This window comes from Aestuariivivens insulae (assembly GCF_022662195.1).
Lineage (GTDB): Bacteria > Bacteroidota > Bacteroidia > Flavobacteriales > Flavobacteriaceae > Aestuariivivens > Aestuariivivens insulae.
This window is the reverse complement of the sequence record NZ_JAKMCS010000010.1, coordinates 1-14,436: the sequence shown is the minus strand read 5'-3', so window position 1 is coordinate 14,436 and position 14,436 is coordinate 1. Positions and strand designations below refer to the sequence as shown.

At 35.4% G+C, this 14,436-nt stretch carries 17 protein-coding genes; 11 read left to right on the top strand and 6 right to left on the bottom strand.

Annotated elements, in window-relative coordinates:
* From lipA to MR062_RS12535, 4 genes are all read right to left on the bottom strand, one after another.
* On the bottom strand, positions 1–882 hold the full coding sequence (lipA, locus tag MR062_RS12550; RefSeq protein WP_242204786.1) for a lipoyl synthase: 882 nt from the start codon (positions 880–882) through the stop codon (positions 1–3).
* 259 nt (positions 883–1,141) lie between these two features.
* Positions 1,142–1,699 carry an RNA polymerase sigma factor gene (locus MR062_RS12545; RefSeq protein WP_242204784.1) on the bottom strand — a complete coding sequence of 186 codons (558 nt, stop codon included), beginning with the start codon at positions 1,697–1,699 and terminating at the stop codon, positions 1,142–1,144.
* Entirely contained in the window at positions 1,690–2,802 is a 1,113-nt protein-coding gene (locus MR062_RS12540) for a glycosyltransferase (protein WP_242204782.1), read from the bottom strand. Before MR062_RS12540 ends, MR062_RS12545 begins: the two co-directional genes overlap by 10 nt.
* 6 nt (positions 2,803–2,808) lie before the next feature.
* Entirely contained in the window at positions 2,809–3,012 is a 204-nt protein-coding gene (locus tag MR062_RS12535; RefSeq protein ID WP_242204780.1) for a membrane or secreted protein, read from the bottom strand.
* A gap of 536 nt (positions 3,013–3,548) precedes the next feature.
* Here MR062_RS12535 and aqpZ point away from each other — a divergent pair.
* The 4 genes from aqpZ to MR062_RS12515 all read left to right on the top strand — a co-directional run bounded on the left by aqpZ (position 3,549) and on the right by MR062_RS12515 (position 6,873).
* Positions 3,549–4,235: an aquaporin Z gene (gene aqpZ / locus MR062_RS12530; protein WP_242204779.1), complete on the top strand. Its 687-nt coding sequence runs from the start codon at positions 3,549–3,551 to the stop codon at positions 4,233–4,235.
* Between the two features lie 357 nt (positions 4,236–4,592).
* Positions 4,593–4,928 (top strand): tRNA-binding protein, encoded by a 336-nt coding sequence (locus MR062_RS12525; RefSeq protein WP_242204777.1) that lies wholly within the window; start codon positions 4,593–4,595, stop codon positions 4,926–4,928.
* A gap of 3 nt (positions 4,929–4,931) precedes the next feature.
* Positions 4,932–5,825 carry a bile acid:sodium symporter family protein gene (locus tag MR062_RS12520; RefSeq protein ID WP_242204774.1) on the top strand — a complete coding sequence of 298 codons (894 nt, stop codon included), beginning with the start codon at positions 4,932–4,934 and terminating at the stop codon, positions 5,823–5,825.
* A gap of 4 nt (positions 5,826–5,829) precedes the next feature.
* Positions 5,830–6,873, top strand: coding sequence for a lysophospholipid acyltransferase family protein (locus tag MR062_RS12515; protein WP_242204773.1), 1,044 nt, complete (start codon positions 5,830–5,832; stop codon positions 6,871–6,873).
* 64 nt (positions 6,874–6,937) lie between these two features.
* On the opposite strand, the gene MR062_RS12510 is transcribed toward MR062_RS12515, so the two are convergent.
* The gene (locus MR062_RS12510) at positions 6,938–7,315 is read right to left on the bottom strand and encodes a PUR family DNA/RNA-binding protein (RefSeq protein ID WP_242204771.1); all 378 of its coding nucleotides are present in this window, start codon (positions 7,313–7,315) and stop codon (positions 6,938–6,940) included.
* A 170-nt stretch (positions 7,316–7,485) separates the two neighbouring features.
* On the bottom strand, positions 7,486–9,249 hold the full coding sequence (locus MR062_RS12505) for an ABC transporter ATP-binding protein (RefSeq protein ID WP_242204769.1): 1,764 nt from the start codon (positions 9,247–9,249) through the stop codon (positions 7,486–7,488).
* Positions 9,250–9,704: 455 nt separating this feature from the next.
* Here MR062_RS12505 and nusB point away from each other — a divergent pair, with 455 nt between their 5' ends.
* The 7 genes from nusB to proB all read left to right on the top strand — a co-directional run bounded on the left by nusB (position 9,705) and on the right by proB (position 14,289).
* Positions 9,705–10,649 carry a transcription antitermination factor NusB gene (gene nusB / locus MR062_RS12500; RefSeq protein WP_242204766.1) on the top strand — a complete coding sequence of 315 codons (945 nt, stop codon included), beginning with the start codon at positions 9,705–9,707 and terminating at the stop codon, positions 10,647–10,649.
* Positions 10,650–10,799: 150 nt separating this feature from the next.
* On the top strand, positions 10,800–11,279 hold the full coding sequence (locus tag MR062_RS12495; RefSeq protein WP_242204764.1) for a DUF1573 domain-containing protein: 480 nt from the start codon (positions 10,800–10,802) through the stop codon (positions 11,277–11,279).
* A 12-nt stretch (positions 11,280–11,291) separates the two neighbouring features.
* The gene (yajC, locus tag MR062_RS12490; protein WP_242204762.1) at positions 11,292–11,582 is read left to right on the top strand and encodes a preprotein translocase subunit YajC; all 291 of its coding nucleotides are present in this window, start codon (positions 11,292–11,294) and stop codon (positions 11,580–11,582) included.
* 377 nt (positions 11,583–11,959) lie between these two features.
* Entirely contained in the window at positions 11,960–12,397 is a 438-nt protein-coding gene (locus MR062_RS12485; RefSeq protein WP_242204760.1) for a GNAT family N-acetyltransferase, read from the top strand.
* 83 nt (positions 12,398–12,480) lie between these two features.
* Entirely contained in the window at positions 12,481–12,672 is a 192-nt protein-coding gene (locus MR062_RS12480; protein WP_242204758.1) for a hypothetical protein, read from the top strand.
* 35 nt (positions 12,673–12,707) lie between these two features.
* Positions 12,708–13,514 carry a pyrroline-5-carboxylate reductase gene (gene proC / locus MR062_RS12475; RefSeq protein WP_242204756.1) on the top strand — a complete coding sequence of 269 codons (807 nt, stop codon included), beginning with the start codon at positions 12,708–12,710 and terminating at the stop codon, positions 13,512–13,514.
* Between the two features lies 1 nt (position 13,515).
* On the top strand, positions 13,516–14,289 hold the full coding sequence (gene proB, locus MR062_RS12470) for a glutamate 5-kinase (RefSeq protein WP_242204754.1): 774 nt from the start codon (positions 13,516–13,518) through the stop codon (positions 14,287–14,289).
* The last annotated feature ends 147 nt before the right edge of the window (positions 14,290–14,436 follow it).

Sequence of the window (14,436 nt, the reverse complement as noted above, 5' to 3'; positions counted from 1 at the left end):
TTAATGAATGTGTTTTTGTGCGTGATACGAAGAGCGTACCAATGCACTACTTTCTACATGTCTAAAACCAAGGTCTAAACCTATTTGTCTATATTCTTCAAATTGCTCAGGGCTTATAAATTGCTTAACGGGTAAATGTTTTTTACTAGGTTGTAAGTACTGTCCAATAGTAACAACATCTACATCATTGGCTTTTAAATCGTGCAATGTTTCTACTACTTCATCTCTGGTTTCCCCCAGTCCTAGCATAATGCCCGATTTGGTCCTGCGCTGTCCTTGTTGCTTTAAATATTTTAGAACGCCCATGCTTCTGTCGTATTTTGCTTGAATACGCACCTCACGTGTTAACCGTCTAACTGTTTCGATGTTGTGTGAAACAACTTCAGGAGCAACATCAATGATTCTGTCTATATGTTGTTCTATTCCCTGAAAATCGGGGATAAGGGTTTCTAAAGTGGTTTCTGGGTTCATTCTGCGAACAGCTTTAACGGTTTCGGCCCACATAATACTTCCCATGTCCTTAAGGTCGTCGCGATCTACACTGGTAAGTACAGCGTGTTTTATTTTCATAAGCTTTATGGAACGTGCTACTTTTTCTGGTTCGTCCCAATCTACAGTTTCTGGTCTCCCGGTTTTAACACCGCAAAACCCGCAGGAGCGTGTGCAAATATTGCCTAAAATCATAAAGGTGGCAGTACCTTCTCCCCAGCATTCGCCCATATTGGGGCAACTACCCGATGTACAAATGGTATTTAATTTATATTTATCGACTAAACCTCTAAGTTCGGTGTATTTTTTACCTGTTGGTAATTTAACACGTAACCATTTTGGTTTTGGAGTTCTTTCTTTTGGTAATATATTGGAAGCTGTTTCTGTATTCATGCTTTTAAAATAAGGCACAAAGATACAAAGTATTGTATTAATCATGAAGTGCCTTAAACTTAAAAACTTAAATAACTTAAAACTATAGCTGATGGCTCTTTTGTGGTAATTTAGTTGTTAGTCGGTAGTCGTTGGTTATTGGGTATTTGTTAAATAAGTGTAACTTCCAATAACTAATATCTTAATTCAGATCTCCAGGTAGCCAATCTAATTCAAACTTAAGAGGAATATTGGTGAGCCTTTCAATTTGTATAACCCCTTAGGCTTTGCTCTTTTGCATTTTTATAATATCTGCAAGTAATTTTTTAGCTCTTAACAGCTTTACTTTAACATTATTTATGGGCTCGCCTAGTTGGTTGGAGATTTCTTTATAGCTCAGCTCCTGAAAATATCTAAGATTAATTATTTTCTGGTAATGTGGTTTTAGCTTTTTTATATCCAATAATAGTTTAGCTAAATGCTGTTCGGTAATGATTATGTCTTCAGGTGAAGGCGATTCATCTAAAACTTTGTAGGCATGATCATCATCATGTGAAATAACTTTGGCTATTGATCGTTCTTCTTTCCGCAATAAATCAATATGAATGTTTTTTGAAATGGCTATAAGCCAAGTTTTGAATTTGTAAGATTCATCGAAAGTTTCTATTCTGTCGAATGCTTTAGAAAAGGTTTGGATGGTAATATCTTCGGCATCGTTTTCATTTTGAATGCGTTTGAGCTGAAAGCCATAAACATCATCCCAATACCTATCCAACAAATAATTGAATGCTTTTTGGTCATTCATTTTGGCGCGTTTGATGGCTTCGTTTATTTCCAATGATTTGGTTTTGAGATAAGATTATTTATAAATATAAATAATTGCACGCTAATTAAGAAAATTTCCAGAAAAGGAATTAAAATAATAAGGTCTTTACTGTCCAGTTTCTTTGAGGCAGATCCAACTATTATATATTGTGCGATTAGTCGTAAGCCCAAAAAAAGAATTACTGTAAACCACTGGTGTGTAGTAGCTAATAGTATTAAGCCTAGAACCCAAAACAACAGTTGCATACTATAGGTTAAGGCTAAAAGTATTTTATGCTTTTGTTTGTAATATTTTGCAGTAGAGACATGGCGCCTTTTTTGGGTAAACCAATCTTTAAAACGGGTTTTAGCGGGTGAGGTGGTAAAACTATTTTTATTAAAACAAATATTGGTATTGTTGGCCGTAGCTACTTGATTAATAAACAGGTCGTCATCACCAGATTTAATCCGCATATGGTTCATAAAGCCATTAGCTTTAAAAAAAAGATCTTTCTTGTAGGCTAAGTTTCTGCCAACGCCCATATAGGGCATGCCTATTTTAGCAAAGGAAAAATACCGAAGTGCTGTTATTAATGTTTCGAAACGAATGAGCTTGTTTAAAAACGAATTTTTGATTTTTATGTGTGCACCAAAGCCCAAAACAATTGAAGTTTTTGTGTTGAAATGGCTGATCATTCCACTTATCCAATACTTAGAAGTGGGCTTGCAATCGGCATCGGTAAATAAAAGCAAGTCGTGACTTGAAGCTTTAATGCCTAAGGTTAATGCATATTTTTTATTGCCCCAAAAAGTTTCAATGGGTTTAACATTTACTATTTTAATATTGGAATGTAATTCAGCAAATTTTTGCATGACCTCCAATGTGTTGTCATGTGAAGCATCATTAATTAAAATAATCTCAAATTCGGGATAATTTTGTTGGATGATAGTAGGTAAAAACCGTTCCAGGTTTTCGGCTTCATTTTTGGCACAAATTATTACGGAAACCGGTAATTTTTTTAAGGCTGGTTTTTTAGGTTTCGAAAATGAAAACTTTCCGTAAATAAAAATATAAATAACGACTTGAATACAGACTACAATAATAAAGCTGTAGAACAGAAAGTCAAGAATTGGCATATATTACTAGGAATGTTGAGGTTCGTTACATTCGCTAAATTGGTCTGGGGTTTTTCCGCAAAAGCCACAGGCTTCACCTTCTTTATTTAGCATGGGGTTTTGGCTGGCACAAGTTCCAGAAAATTTACCGTCTTTTTTTGCCCAAATTTTAATGGCAATCCCAGCAATGCCCAACCCTAATAGGATAAAAGTTATAAGTAGCAGTTTCATGTGTTAATATTTATTTTTTACTAAAAAGTCACATGTAACATCCAAATTATCATTTCCGCAGTGTGACTAAAGTCTAGGCATGGATGTTTCATTTGCGATAATACAATTAATTTCTGCAAAGATATGGGTTTAAAAATATTTAGTGAAGTCTATGGAGAACTTTATGTATTATTTAGGTGGGTGTGCGAGAATTTTTTTAAGCTTGAAGCGTGTTGTGAGTAAAGTACAGTGTACAGAGAACAAAGTATTAAGTATAGTGGTTTAAGAAGCATAGCCCAACCATGAGGCCCGCCAACGGCCATTATCTTGCAAAAGCAGTAGGAGCGGCAGCTTTTAGCCCCACCTAACCTCCCCAAAGGGGAGGGATTCTTACTCAAATGAATTAAAAATCAAGAAACTCCTTCCCTTGGTGAGGTCGGGAGGGCTGCGGTGGCTTGCCATTTGCCCAAAAAATCCTAAATAGTAATTTGTTTATGCCTATTTAAAACGTAAGTAAATAATTTATATATTTAGTTGTAACTAAAATCTTAAAAATTATGAAAAAACTTTTTGCTGAATTTTTTGGGACATTTTGGCTGGTCTTTGGTGGATGTGGTAGTGCTATTTTTGCTGCTGGATTTCCAGAACTAGGAATTGGCTTTTTGGGTGTTGCGCTTGCGTTTGGGTTAACAGTTTTGACTATGGTTTATGCTGTAGGTCATATTTCGGGAGCACATTTTAATCCAGCAGTATCTTTAGGTTTATGGGCAGGAGGGAAGTTTCCTGCTAAGGATATAGTAGGTTATATTGTTGCGCAAGTAATTGGGGCAATAGCAGCTGCTGGTGTATTGTTTGTAATTGTATCTGGAAAATCCGATTTTGTTGATATTGGTGGGTTTGCAGCTAATGGTTATGGTGAATTATCGCCTGGAGGTTACAGTATGTTATCTGTTTTAATAGCAGAATTTGTGTTAACCCTATTTTTTTTATTGGTTATTTTAGGGAGCATACACCACAAAGCGCCTAAAGGCTTCGCTGGTATAGCCATAGGTTTAGCTCTAACATTAATACACTTAATTAGCATACCAATTTCAAATACGTCGGTTAACCCTGCTCGTTCTACAAGTCAGGCCCTGTTTGCTGGCGGTGAATTTACAGCACAGTTATGGTTGTTTTGGGTGGCTCCAATTTTAGGGGCTATTGTGGCCGGGATTATACATAAAGGCTTATTTGATAAAGAATAAATTAAAATAAGAATGAATGCAAACTAAGCAAAGCGTAACCGGGTGGACTATCGCTTAAGTTTAGGACTAAGTATGTAATAGGGCGAGGGAAATAATCGATGCCTTCGTAGCTGTATGTTTTGGTACGTAGCGAGGAAAGACTGTTGAGGCATGCCTTGAGAAATAGGGTAGCTTTGATGGGAATAACCAAACACCGTTGCGTATGCCTAAAGTACCAGAGTAAATACAAGGGCAATACGGTATTAAATAAAACCATATAAAAGAAAATCCCAGAACAACCCATGGGTTGTTCTGGGATTTAGTAATTTTAATCCAAATAAAAACTGTAATGGTTACTCAGGACTAGCATTATTAAATATGGGTAAAGCAATAACTTTTGAAACCTTTACTAAGGTCGATTTACGTGTGGGGACTATAATTGAAGTCAACGATTTCCCAAAAGCACGGCACCCAGCTTATCAATTAACCATCGATTTTGGGGATTTGGGGATTAAAAAATCTTCAGCACAAATAACAACTTTATACACAAAGGACGATTTATTGAACCGTCAGATTATAGCGGTCGTTAACTTTCCAAAAAAGCAGATTGCTAATTTTATGAGCGAATGTTTGGTGTTGGGCGCAGTAAAAGCTAAAGATGTTGTGTTGTTGAGTCCTGAACATCAGGTAAAAAATGGAACGGTAGTATCTTAAAACATGCTGGAGCTAGATCAAGTAAAGATTAATTTTGACAGCACAGGGTTGTGGGGGTTAAACATAGCACTAGCAGTAGTTATGTTTGGCGTGGCCTTAGGTGTTACAATCGATGATTTTAAACAGTTATTAAAAACACCAAAATTGCTTTTTGTTGGGGTGTTATCGCAGTTTGTTCTACTGCCTTTACTTACTTTTCTGCTTGTTTTATATATAAAACCACAGCCAAGCATTGCTTTGGGGATGGTTATGGTGGCGGCTTGCCCAGGAGGAAACATTTCAAACTTCATGACTCATTTGGCAAAAGGGAATACCGCACTATCGGTGAGCTTAACGGCTTTTGCTACATTTTTGGCTGTTTTTATGACGCCTTTTAATTTTCAGTTTTATGGGAGCCTCTACCAACCTACTGCACAGCTTTTAAAAACCGTGGAATTGAATTTTTTTGAACTTTTTAAATTGGTGGTTTTAATTCTTGGTATTCCTTTAATGTTGGGCATGTTTTTTCGTAGTAGGAATGCAATGATGGCAATACGGCTTTCCAAATGGTTAAAACCGTTTTCCATTCTTGTTTTTAGCCTAATTGTAATTTTGGCATTTGCTAAAAATATAGAGGTGTTTAATACCTATATCCATCGTGTATTTATGTTAACGGTATCGCATAATGTGCTGGCCTTATTGCTGGGCTTTTTAATGGCATATTTATTTAAATTGTCATTTAAGAATAAGAAAACCATAACCATTGAAACGGGGATACAAAATTCTGGTTTAGGGCTATTGCTTATTTTTACCTTTTTTGAAGGATTGGGAGGCATGGCTATATTAGTTGCCTTTTGGGGCATATGGCATATTATATCTGGTTTAATATTAGCTTCATTCTGGGCTAAAAAAACATGATGATTTGAAAAAGGGTTTAGAACTATTTTGGTTACATGCTATTCGGACTTATTTACGGATAGGGCTGTTTTTTTATTTTAAAAAGGTAGAACATGTTAACCAAGATGCCCTTCCAAAACATAAACCTGTATTGTTTTTGGCTAATCACCAAAATGCTTTGATCGATGCTTTATTGATAGCGACCAAATGTGGTAGGTTTTCCTATTTTTTAACACGTGCCGCTGTATTTAAAAAGCCATTGGTTAGTAAAATACTTCATAGCCTTAGAATGTTTCCTGTGTATCGTATTCGGGATGGGTGGAATACCTTAACGCATAATAATTCGGTTTTTAATAATTGTTCTGTGTTGTTACATAAGGGGGAAGCAGTTACCATTTTTCCAGAAGGAAGCCATAATATAAAAAGAACGGTTAGGCCTTTAAGTAAAGGGTTTACGCGTATTGTTTTTGATACTTTGGAGAAGTATCCCAATACCGATTTACAATTAGTGCCCATTGGTTTTAATTTTGAAAAGGCCGAAGGGTTCCCCAGCCAGGTTGCAGTTTATTATGGAAAAGCAATATCAGCAAAAGCGTTTTTGGATGCCAATAGAAACATAGCTGTAAATCGTTTAAAGACTATGGTGCATGCGGAATTAACGCAACTTACGACACATATCCCAATAGAAGCATACGAGTCTACTTTAGAACGATTGGAAGGTATGGGGACAGATTTCTTAAATCCTAAAGCGGTAAATGCCTGTATAGCTAACGACCTTTTGGATTGCCAATTCAATAGGCCCAAAAAATCGGGAGTATTTGGCCAGGTAATAAATGTCTTGTTCGTATGTGGTTTAATAGCGCCTTATGGCATTTGGAAGATTGTTGTAAAACCTAAAATAGATGAGGTGGAATTTGTATCTACATTTAGGTTTGCAATAGCTATTACAGTAGTTCCTATGTGGCTACTGTTTATAGCTTTCATGTTGTTTTCGCTATATGGTTGGCATGTAGCAATTGGTGTTGTGTTGATTATACTAACAGTTACTTTACTAAGGGTTAAAGCATAAAAAAACCACTAATATAAGCATTAGTGGTTCTTTAGTTAATTGAGTAGTAGTGTTTAGTTAGGTTTTAAATATCGTCAAAATCGATATCTGTAAAACTGTCTGTAGAATTCAAAGCATCCTGAGAGACCGTTTCGCCGTTGTCAGAATGATTGTATTCTTTTTTGAAATCTTTTTGATGACGCTCACTAATCACTTCATCGCCTTTTTCATTAATGATATATTCTGTCATTTCTGCTAATATGTCCTTAAACTCAGCAAAATCTTCTTTGTAAATGTAAATCTTATGCTTTTTGTAGTGAAAAGACCCATCATCATTTGTAAACTTTTTACTTTCTGTAATGGTCAAATAATAATCATCTGCTTTTGTGGCACGTACATCAAAAAAGTAGGTGCGTCTTCCTGCTCTTAAAACTTTTGAAAAAATTTCCTCTTTCTCCATCATGTCATTATAATTCTTTATGGTTTAGAAATTGATAACTATATCGTTGTATTCACCAAAAATCTAAAAAAAACCGAAACTAACCAACAAATTTTAAAGTTTCTTTTTTTATTCTCTGTTTTTATTGTGTTAATCTTAATTATTTGAGGAAAAAAAACACATATAATATATGTTTAAAGCTTGTGTGTATCGGTCTCTGTTAATTGTTTTAAGTAAAGGTGCTTATAATAGCCATCGGTATTTATCAAGCTGTCATGAGTGCCTTCCTGTACAATTCCGCCATTTTCCAGAACAATAATTTTATCGGCATTTTTAGCCGAGGACACCCTATGGCTTACAATAACGGTGGTTTTGTTGGAAGATATCTTGTTTAGGTTTTTAAGTATTTTTTCTTCAGTTTCGGTGTCAACAGCAGAAAGGCAATCGTCAAACAAGAGTATTTTTGGCGACTTAATGATGGCACGGGCTATGGATACCCGTTGTTTTTGTCCACCAGAAAGGGTGATGCCACGTTCACCAAGAACGGTATCGTACCCATTTTTAAAATTGATAATGTTTTTGTGCACGTTTGCCTGCTTGGCGGCAACAATAACATCGTTGTCACTAGCGTCTTCGTTGCCAAATTTGATGTTGTTCTTTATGCTATCTGAAAACAAAAAGGCATCTTGTGGTACATAGCCAATGCTATTGCGTAAACTGTTTAGGTTGAGTTGGTCTATTGCTGTGTTGTTAATAGTGATTGAACCGGAATTGATATCATACAGCCTGCCTATTAAATCTAATATGGTTGATTTTCCAGAGCCTGTTTTGCCCAATATGGCAAGGGTTTCTCCTTTCTTAATGGTGAAACTTATGTTTTTAAGTGCCTGAATGTTGGTGTCGTCGTAAGTGAAAGATACATTGTTAAATACAATATCACCATCAATTTCTGAAGGATGCGTTACGGTATTTTTGATCTCGGGTTCAAGCTTTAAGAACTCATTTATTCGTTTTTGCGAAGCTTCAGCTTGCTGCACTATTGAAGTTACCCAACCTACAGTAGCGACAGGCCACGTGAGCATATTTACATAAATAATGAATTCGGCAATGGTGCCTAAACTTTCAATCTCCCCATTTATATATTGCATACCTCCAATATAAATAACAAGTAAGTTACTGGTGCCAATAAGCAGGATCATCATAGGAAAGAACCAGGCCTGCACACGGGTAAGGCTTATTTGTTTTTCTTTACTCCCTAAAGCCAGGGTGTTGAAGTTTTTGTTGGTTAAGGGCTCTATTCCGTAAGCCTTTATCACCGATATGCCACTAAAGGATTCTTGGGTGTAAGTGGATAGTTTGGATAGATATTCCTGTACAATAGTACTACGTTTATGGATTTCCCTGCTTAGTTTATAAATAATAACCGATAAAATGGGTAAAGGTATTATGGTGTATAGGGTAAGTTTGGGCGATGCATTTACCATATAGATAATTACGATAATAAAAAGCGTTATGGTATTAATACTGTACATTAAAGCTGGGCCTACATACATGCGTACCCTACCAACATCCTCACTTATACGGTTCATTAAATCGCCCGTTCTGTTCTTTTTATAAAAGTTTAGGGATAGTTTTTGGTATTGGTTATAGACTTCATTTTTTAAATCGTATTCAATATACCTAGACACATTTATAATGGTTTGACGCATAAAGAAGGTAAGGATACCACCAATTAAAGCAGCCCCGATAATATATAAAACGGCTTCGATTAATTCAGCTTTAAAAGCTTCGTCTGTTATAGCGTTGTCTAAGCTCTTTTCAACGATTACAAATATCTTTTTTACATAACGCGGGGTGTAAAGCAGAAAAATTCTAGCAACAATGGTTATAATAACACCAATAGTTAGATAGGTTTTGTACTTATAAAAATATTTATTTAAATGTTGAAGTGCTTTCATTTAAAATTGATGACTCTTTTTTTTAAAATCAAGAAAGCAAAGATACAGGATTTAAAGTATATTAATGTTTGTATTCTACGTGGAGAATGTTAAATAATGTATAAATTAAGGAGTTAAATGCATAGCAAAGATTGAAAACATTGCATAGCCCCCTAATAGTAGTTGTGCAGAAAAATGTTTTGATAGCAATAGGTGTTCGGTCATTATTAGACCTCAGTCCATTGCCAGTGGACTTAGTGTCCTTGGTACTTTCTTAGTGTGCTTTGTATTTAGTTAAAACCACAAAGCTAGCGAAGAAGCACAAAGCACACAACGTAGAATGAATTTGTTAGGCATATAGAAAAATGAGTAATAATAAATGTGATGAATTGAACTTAAATATTGAAAATAGTATTATTTTTGTGCCGGAATTTAGATTTAAAATAACGCAATTTATTTAAAGGTTCTTTGTAATTATGCTAAACAGGAGACATATTCGTGTAAAAGTAATGCAGTCTATATATGCATTTAATGGTAGTGCGAGTGACGATTTATTAAAACCTCAAAAGTTTCTTTTGTTTAGTATCGATAATATGTACAATCTGTACCTATTATTAGTAGCACTACTTATCGAGGTCCAAAAAAGAGCAGAAACCGACTTACAAAAAAAGCAAAACAAGCATTTAGCAACCCAAGAGGATAGAAACCCCAACAGGAAGTTTGTTAATAATGAACTGTTGCACCTTTTAAGGGAAAATAAGCCTTTACAAGACCAATTGGAAGCCCACAAAATAAACAATTGGGAATTGGACGACGAGTATGTCGATGTGGTTTTTAAAGCGATTGCAAAAAGTGATTTGTACGCTAGCTATATGCAAACCCGTACTTCTAACTTTAAGGAAGACAAAGAATTTGTAGTTGATATTTTTAAAGACATCATAGCGCCAAACGATAAGCTTTACGATTATATAGAAGATAAACACTTAACTTGGTTGGACGACCTTCCAACCGTTAATACGACCATTTTAAAACTATTAAGGAAAGCTAAGCCAACAGTGCACGATCATTATTTTACACCAAGGCTTTATAAGGATATGGACGATAAACAATTTGCCATAGACCTATTTAAAAAAACAATATTAAAGACAGAAAAGCTTAATAAAGAAATAGGACAAAAAACCAAGAACTGGGATGCCGACCGTATTGCCGATGTCGATTTTGTGTTGTTGCAAATGGCCATTTGTGAACTTAAGGAGTTTCCGTCCATTCCCGTAAAAGTGACTATTAATGAATATTTAGAGATAGCAAAGGAATATTCAACACCAAAGAGCAGCATTTTTATTAATGGTATTTTGGATAAGCTGGTGAAAGAATACCAAGAAGCCAATACGTTAAATAAAGTAGGTAGGGGCTTGCTATAAATTAAAAGGGTTTCCAGACGCTTTAGCATTTTGATTCCGAAGGAATTGCCATTCCTGTGAAAATGGGAATTCTGTTAAGAAGTCATAAAAATTTTAAATCGGAGAAATAATTGTTATTTTTACGAACCAAAAAATTAAAAACCATCTATTATGAAGAAGTTAATTTTAGGATTAAGTGCAATCTGCTTAGTAGCTTTTACATCATGTAAAGAAAATGCAGCAAAAAAAATAGACGAGAATAATGTAGCTCAAGCAGCCGAAAGAGATGCTGTAGCTTCTAAATTTCCTGTTATTGAATTTGACAAAAAAGAACATGACTTTGGAGAAATTGAAGCCAAAACACCTGTAGAAACGGTATTTAAATATACCAACACAGGAGAAGCGCCTTTAGTTATTACAGATATAAAAAGTTCTTGTGGTTGTACGGTGCCTAAAGATTGGAGCAGGGAACCATTAGCTCCTGGAGCAACAGGAGAGTTTACCGTTAAGTTTAATGGTAGTGGTACCAATAAAGTATCTAAAACAATTACAGTTACTGCCAATACCGAAAAAGGTACAGAGACTGTAAAAATAACGGCTTTTGTAAAGCCAGATCCAAATAAAACAGCTGCAACGACTGCAGCGCATTAAACAAAATTAGACATGGGAGAAGGAATAGGGTCTATGTTACCCTTTATTTTAATGTTTGTAGTGGTTTATTTCTTTATGATAGCACCACAAATGAAACGCGCAAAAAAAGAGAAAAAGTTTGCTGCCGAATTAAAACGTGGTGATAAAGTAGTCACCAAAAGTGGTCTGCACGGAAAGATTGCCGAGCTAAACGATAAAGATAATAGTTGTATTATCGAGACTTTAGCTGGAAAATTAAAGTTCGACAAATCGGCTATTTCTATGGAAATGAGCAGTAAAGTAAATGCGCCTGCTAAAAAATAAACAGCAAACAGTACAAATTACTAAGAAAGCTTCCTAATAGGAGGCTTTTTTTTGTTTATATCCCATTTGTAGTAAGCTTAATTGGCCTAATTTGACATTGGCTAATAGTTTTTGTAGCTTTGCAGCATGGGAAAAGGAATACATGAGCGACAAAATAGTAGAATCTTCAACTTTAGTTTTCTAGTTTTTAGAAATCAGTCCAGTAAATTTATCCCTCCTGCAATTCAATAGGCTTTTAAGCTAATTTCTCACGAAATATTTTTTATCCATTGATGCCGGTTGCTTCAATAGCATATGGCCAATCTATTTTATATCTAATATTATACGTTGCATCTACTTATTGTAGATGAAGGTGCAATGTAATACACCCTATTGTAATGCCAATAAAAACCTATGATGCTTTTTCAAGATTATCTATTAATGATATAAATCGCATCACTAATTTTTTACATGAATATTCTGGCGAATTTAAAGATACTAAAAGAGCCATAAGAAAATCCATTTTATATGCCGCTAAAGAGATACCTGGCTTAGGGGGATATGTGTTTGTTAAAGAAGAACACAATGAAATATTGGGAGTTATAGTAGTTAATAGAACGGGAATGAACGAATACATGCCAGAAAACCTATTGGTTTATGTAGCGGTTAAAGAAGGTGCAAGAAGACAAGGTATAGGCAAGGCATTGATAAAGCATACCAAAGCCTATTGTAAAGGCGACATAGGAACTTACATTAATGTAAAGAATCCTGTTATTAAACTGTTTGAAAAACAGGGGTTTACGTTAAGGAACGTAGAAATGCGGTTAATTAGATAAAACCAAAACATTTAAGTTATTAAAACAAACATATGGGCACAGAGCTTGGTTGAAATGTGACCATTGAAAATAATTAAAAACACATGAAAATTTTAAAAGTAAAACGAAAAACCAAATATGAAAAACGACATACAGTAAAAATGGGTGAGTTAATTACAAAAGTCACTTACATTAAAATGTATCTGTTAGGGTGGCCAATTAAAACCTTACATAAATACCGCGAAACTTATTATGGTGAGGTAAAAGATACTAAAGACTGTATGTTGTTTGTCTAAACAGTATATATAAATAAACCGTAAAATAAAAACGAATGAAAGTACTAGTAATAGGAGCCGGAAATATGGGGCTTACCTATGCCGAAGGAATGGTCAAATCAAAACTTCTTAAGAAGAAGAATATTATGGTTTTGGACAAATCTGAAGAGAAATTTGAAGAACTCAATAAAATATCACATTTTGATGCCTTCGAGAAATTGGATGATTGCGTGCCTAAAGCAGATATTATTTTTATCGCCGTAAAGCCGTATCATGCAGAAGCGTTGTTTAAAACGATAAAATCTTTGGTGAAACCACAGCAAATTATTATTTCAATAATGGCAGGGGTAACCATAGATTCTATGAAAAGGATGACCGGGTTGACCAAAATAGTACGGGCAATGCCAAATTTGCCAGCTAAAATAGGTAGGGGGTTAACCTCATATGTCACCTCTCCAGAAGTGTCAAGGATTGAAAAATTAACGGTTGAAGATTTATTGGATACCACAGGAAAATCAATAGAAGTAGGAAACGAAAAGTTGATAGATGCTTCTACGGGAATATCCGGTAGTGGCCCTGCTTACGTGTTTTACTTTATGCAGAGCATGATGGAAGCAGCTACACAAATGGGGTTTTCAAAAAACGAATCTACGGTATTGGTGAGCCAAACGTTTTTAGGGGCAGTAGAGTTGTTCAACCAATCCAATTTATCACCAAATTCTTGGATGGAACGGGTAGCTTCCAAAGGGGGGACTACACGAGCGGCCTTAGATTCTATGGATGATAATAAAATTAATGAATTAATTAAGGAAGCCGCTTTTGCAGCTTTTAGCCGCGCTGTAGAATTAGGAAAAGCCCATTAAAATGTACAAGGAGAAAATAGTAATTAAGGTTGGGACTAACGTCATGACCAATAAGGACAATAGAATTGTACGACCCGTTTTAAGGCGTTTGGTGAAACAAATAGCCGAGCTATACGAAAGGGATATCATGACCATTTTAGTGTCGTCTGGTTCTGTAATAGCAGGAAAAGAAGTTTTGGGGAAATCTAAAATTACAGATAAGACTCAACGCCGACAAGTATATTCGGCCATTGGACAACCAAGAATGATGCGATTGTATTACAATATTTTTCATGACTATGGCATGAAATGTGCCCAAGTACTGCCTACCAAGCGAGACTTTAGCCCAGGTATGCATCGAGAGAACATGATTAATTGTTGCGAAGGTTTACTGTCTGAAGGCGTTATACCTATTGCCAATGAAGATGATGCCGTATCGGTTACCATGTCTATGTTTTCCGATAATGATGAATTGGCGAGCTTAATAGCCCAACTAATGAAGGTCGATAAGCTTATTATTTTAACCGATATAGACGGGCTTTATACGGGGCACCCCGAAGCAGAAAGCAGTGACCTTGTTAAACAGGTGAATCCAGAGGATGATTTCGATAAATACATAAAAGATAGTAACAAATCTGATGGCGAAGGAAGAGGCGGCATGGGCTCTAAGTTGGATTATGCACAGCAAACAGCGGCAAATAATATTCCAACCTATATTGCCAATGGGAAAAAGGACAATACCATTATTGATATTATAGACGGTAAAGCCATTGGAACAAGGGTTGCCCTTCCATAGATTTTATACTTATTATTAAAGACACTATCCCGTAAAGTGTGTAAGTTATAAATCGAGGGTTTAGCTTTTTTATAGCCGGACCCTTTTTTCAAATATAGTCAAAAACTGGTTTAAAATAATGCCCCAGTTTCTAATAGGCATCGACCA

What these genes read in the sequence shown, in the direction of transcription:
- lipA (WP_242204786.1), bottom strand. Translation starts at nt 882, where the DNA reads ATGAATACAGAAACAGCTTCCAATATATTACCAAAAGAAAGAACTCCA.
- MR062_RS12540 (WP_242204782.1), bottom strand. Translation starts at nt 2,802, where the DNA reads ATGCCAATTCTTGACTTTCTGTTCTACAGCTTTATTATTGTAGTCTGT.
- MR062_RS12535 (WP_242204780.1), bottom strand. Translation starts at nt 3,012, where the DNA reads ATGAAACTGCTACTTATAACTTTTATCCTATTAGGGTTGGGCATTGCT.
- aqpZ (WP_242204779.1), top strand. Translation starts at nt 3,549, where the DNA reads ATGAAAAAACTTTTTGCTGAATTTTTTGGGACATTTTGGCTGGTCTTT.
- MR062_RS12525 (WP_242204777.1), top strand. Translation starts at nt 4,593, where the DNA reads ATGGGTAAAGCAATAACTTTTGAAACCTTTACTAAGGTCGATTTACGT.
- MR062_RS12520 (WP_242204774.1), top strand. Translation starts at nt 4,932, where the DNA reads ATGCTGGAGCTAGATCAAGTAAAGATTAATTTTGACAGCACAGGGTTG.
- MR062_RS12510 (WP_242204771.1), bottom strand. Translation starts at nt 7,315, where the DNA reads ATGATGGAGAAAGAGGAAATTTTTTCAAAAGTTTTAAGAGCAGGAAGA.
- MR062_RS12505 (WP_242204769.1), bottom strand. Translation starts at nt 9,249, where the DNA reads ATGAAAGCACTTCAACATTTAAATAAATATTTTTATAAGTACAAAACC.
- nusB (WP_242204766.1), top strand. Translation starts at nt 9,705, where the DNA reads ATGCTAAACAGGAGACATATTCGTGTAAAAGTAATGCAGTCTATATAT.
- MR062_RS12495 (WP_242204764.1), top strand. Translation starts at nt 10,800, where the DNA reads ATGAAGAAGTTAATTTTAGGATTAAGTGCAATCTGCTTAGTAGCTTTT.
- yajC (WP_242204762.1), top strand. Translation starts at nt 11,292, where the DNA reads ATGGGAGAAGGAATAGGGTCTATGTTACCCTTTATTTTAATGTTTGTA.
- MR062_RS12485 (WP_242204760.1), top strand. Translation starts at nt 11,960, where the DNA reads ATGCCAATAAAAACCTATGATGCTTTTTCAAGATTATCTATTAATGAT.
- MR062_RS12480 (WP_242204758.1), top strand. Translation starts at nt 12,481, where the DNA reads ATGAAAATTTTAAAAGTAAAACGAAAAACCAAATATGAAAAACGACAT.
- proC (WP_242204756.1), top strand. Translation starts at nt 12,708, where the DNA reads ATGAAAGTACTAGTAATAGGAGCCGGAAATATGGGGCTTACCTATGCC.
- proB (WP_242204754.1), top strand. Translation starts at nt 13,516, where the DNA reads ATGTACAAGGAGAAAATAGTAATTAAGGTTGGGACTAACGTCATGACC.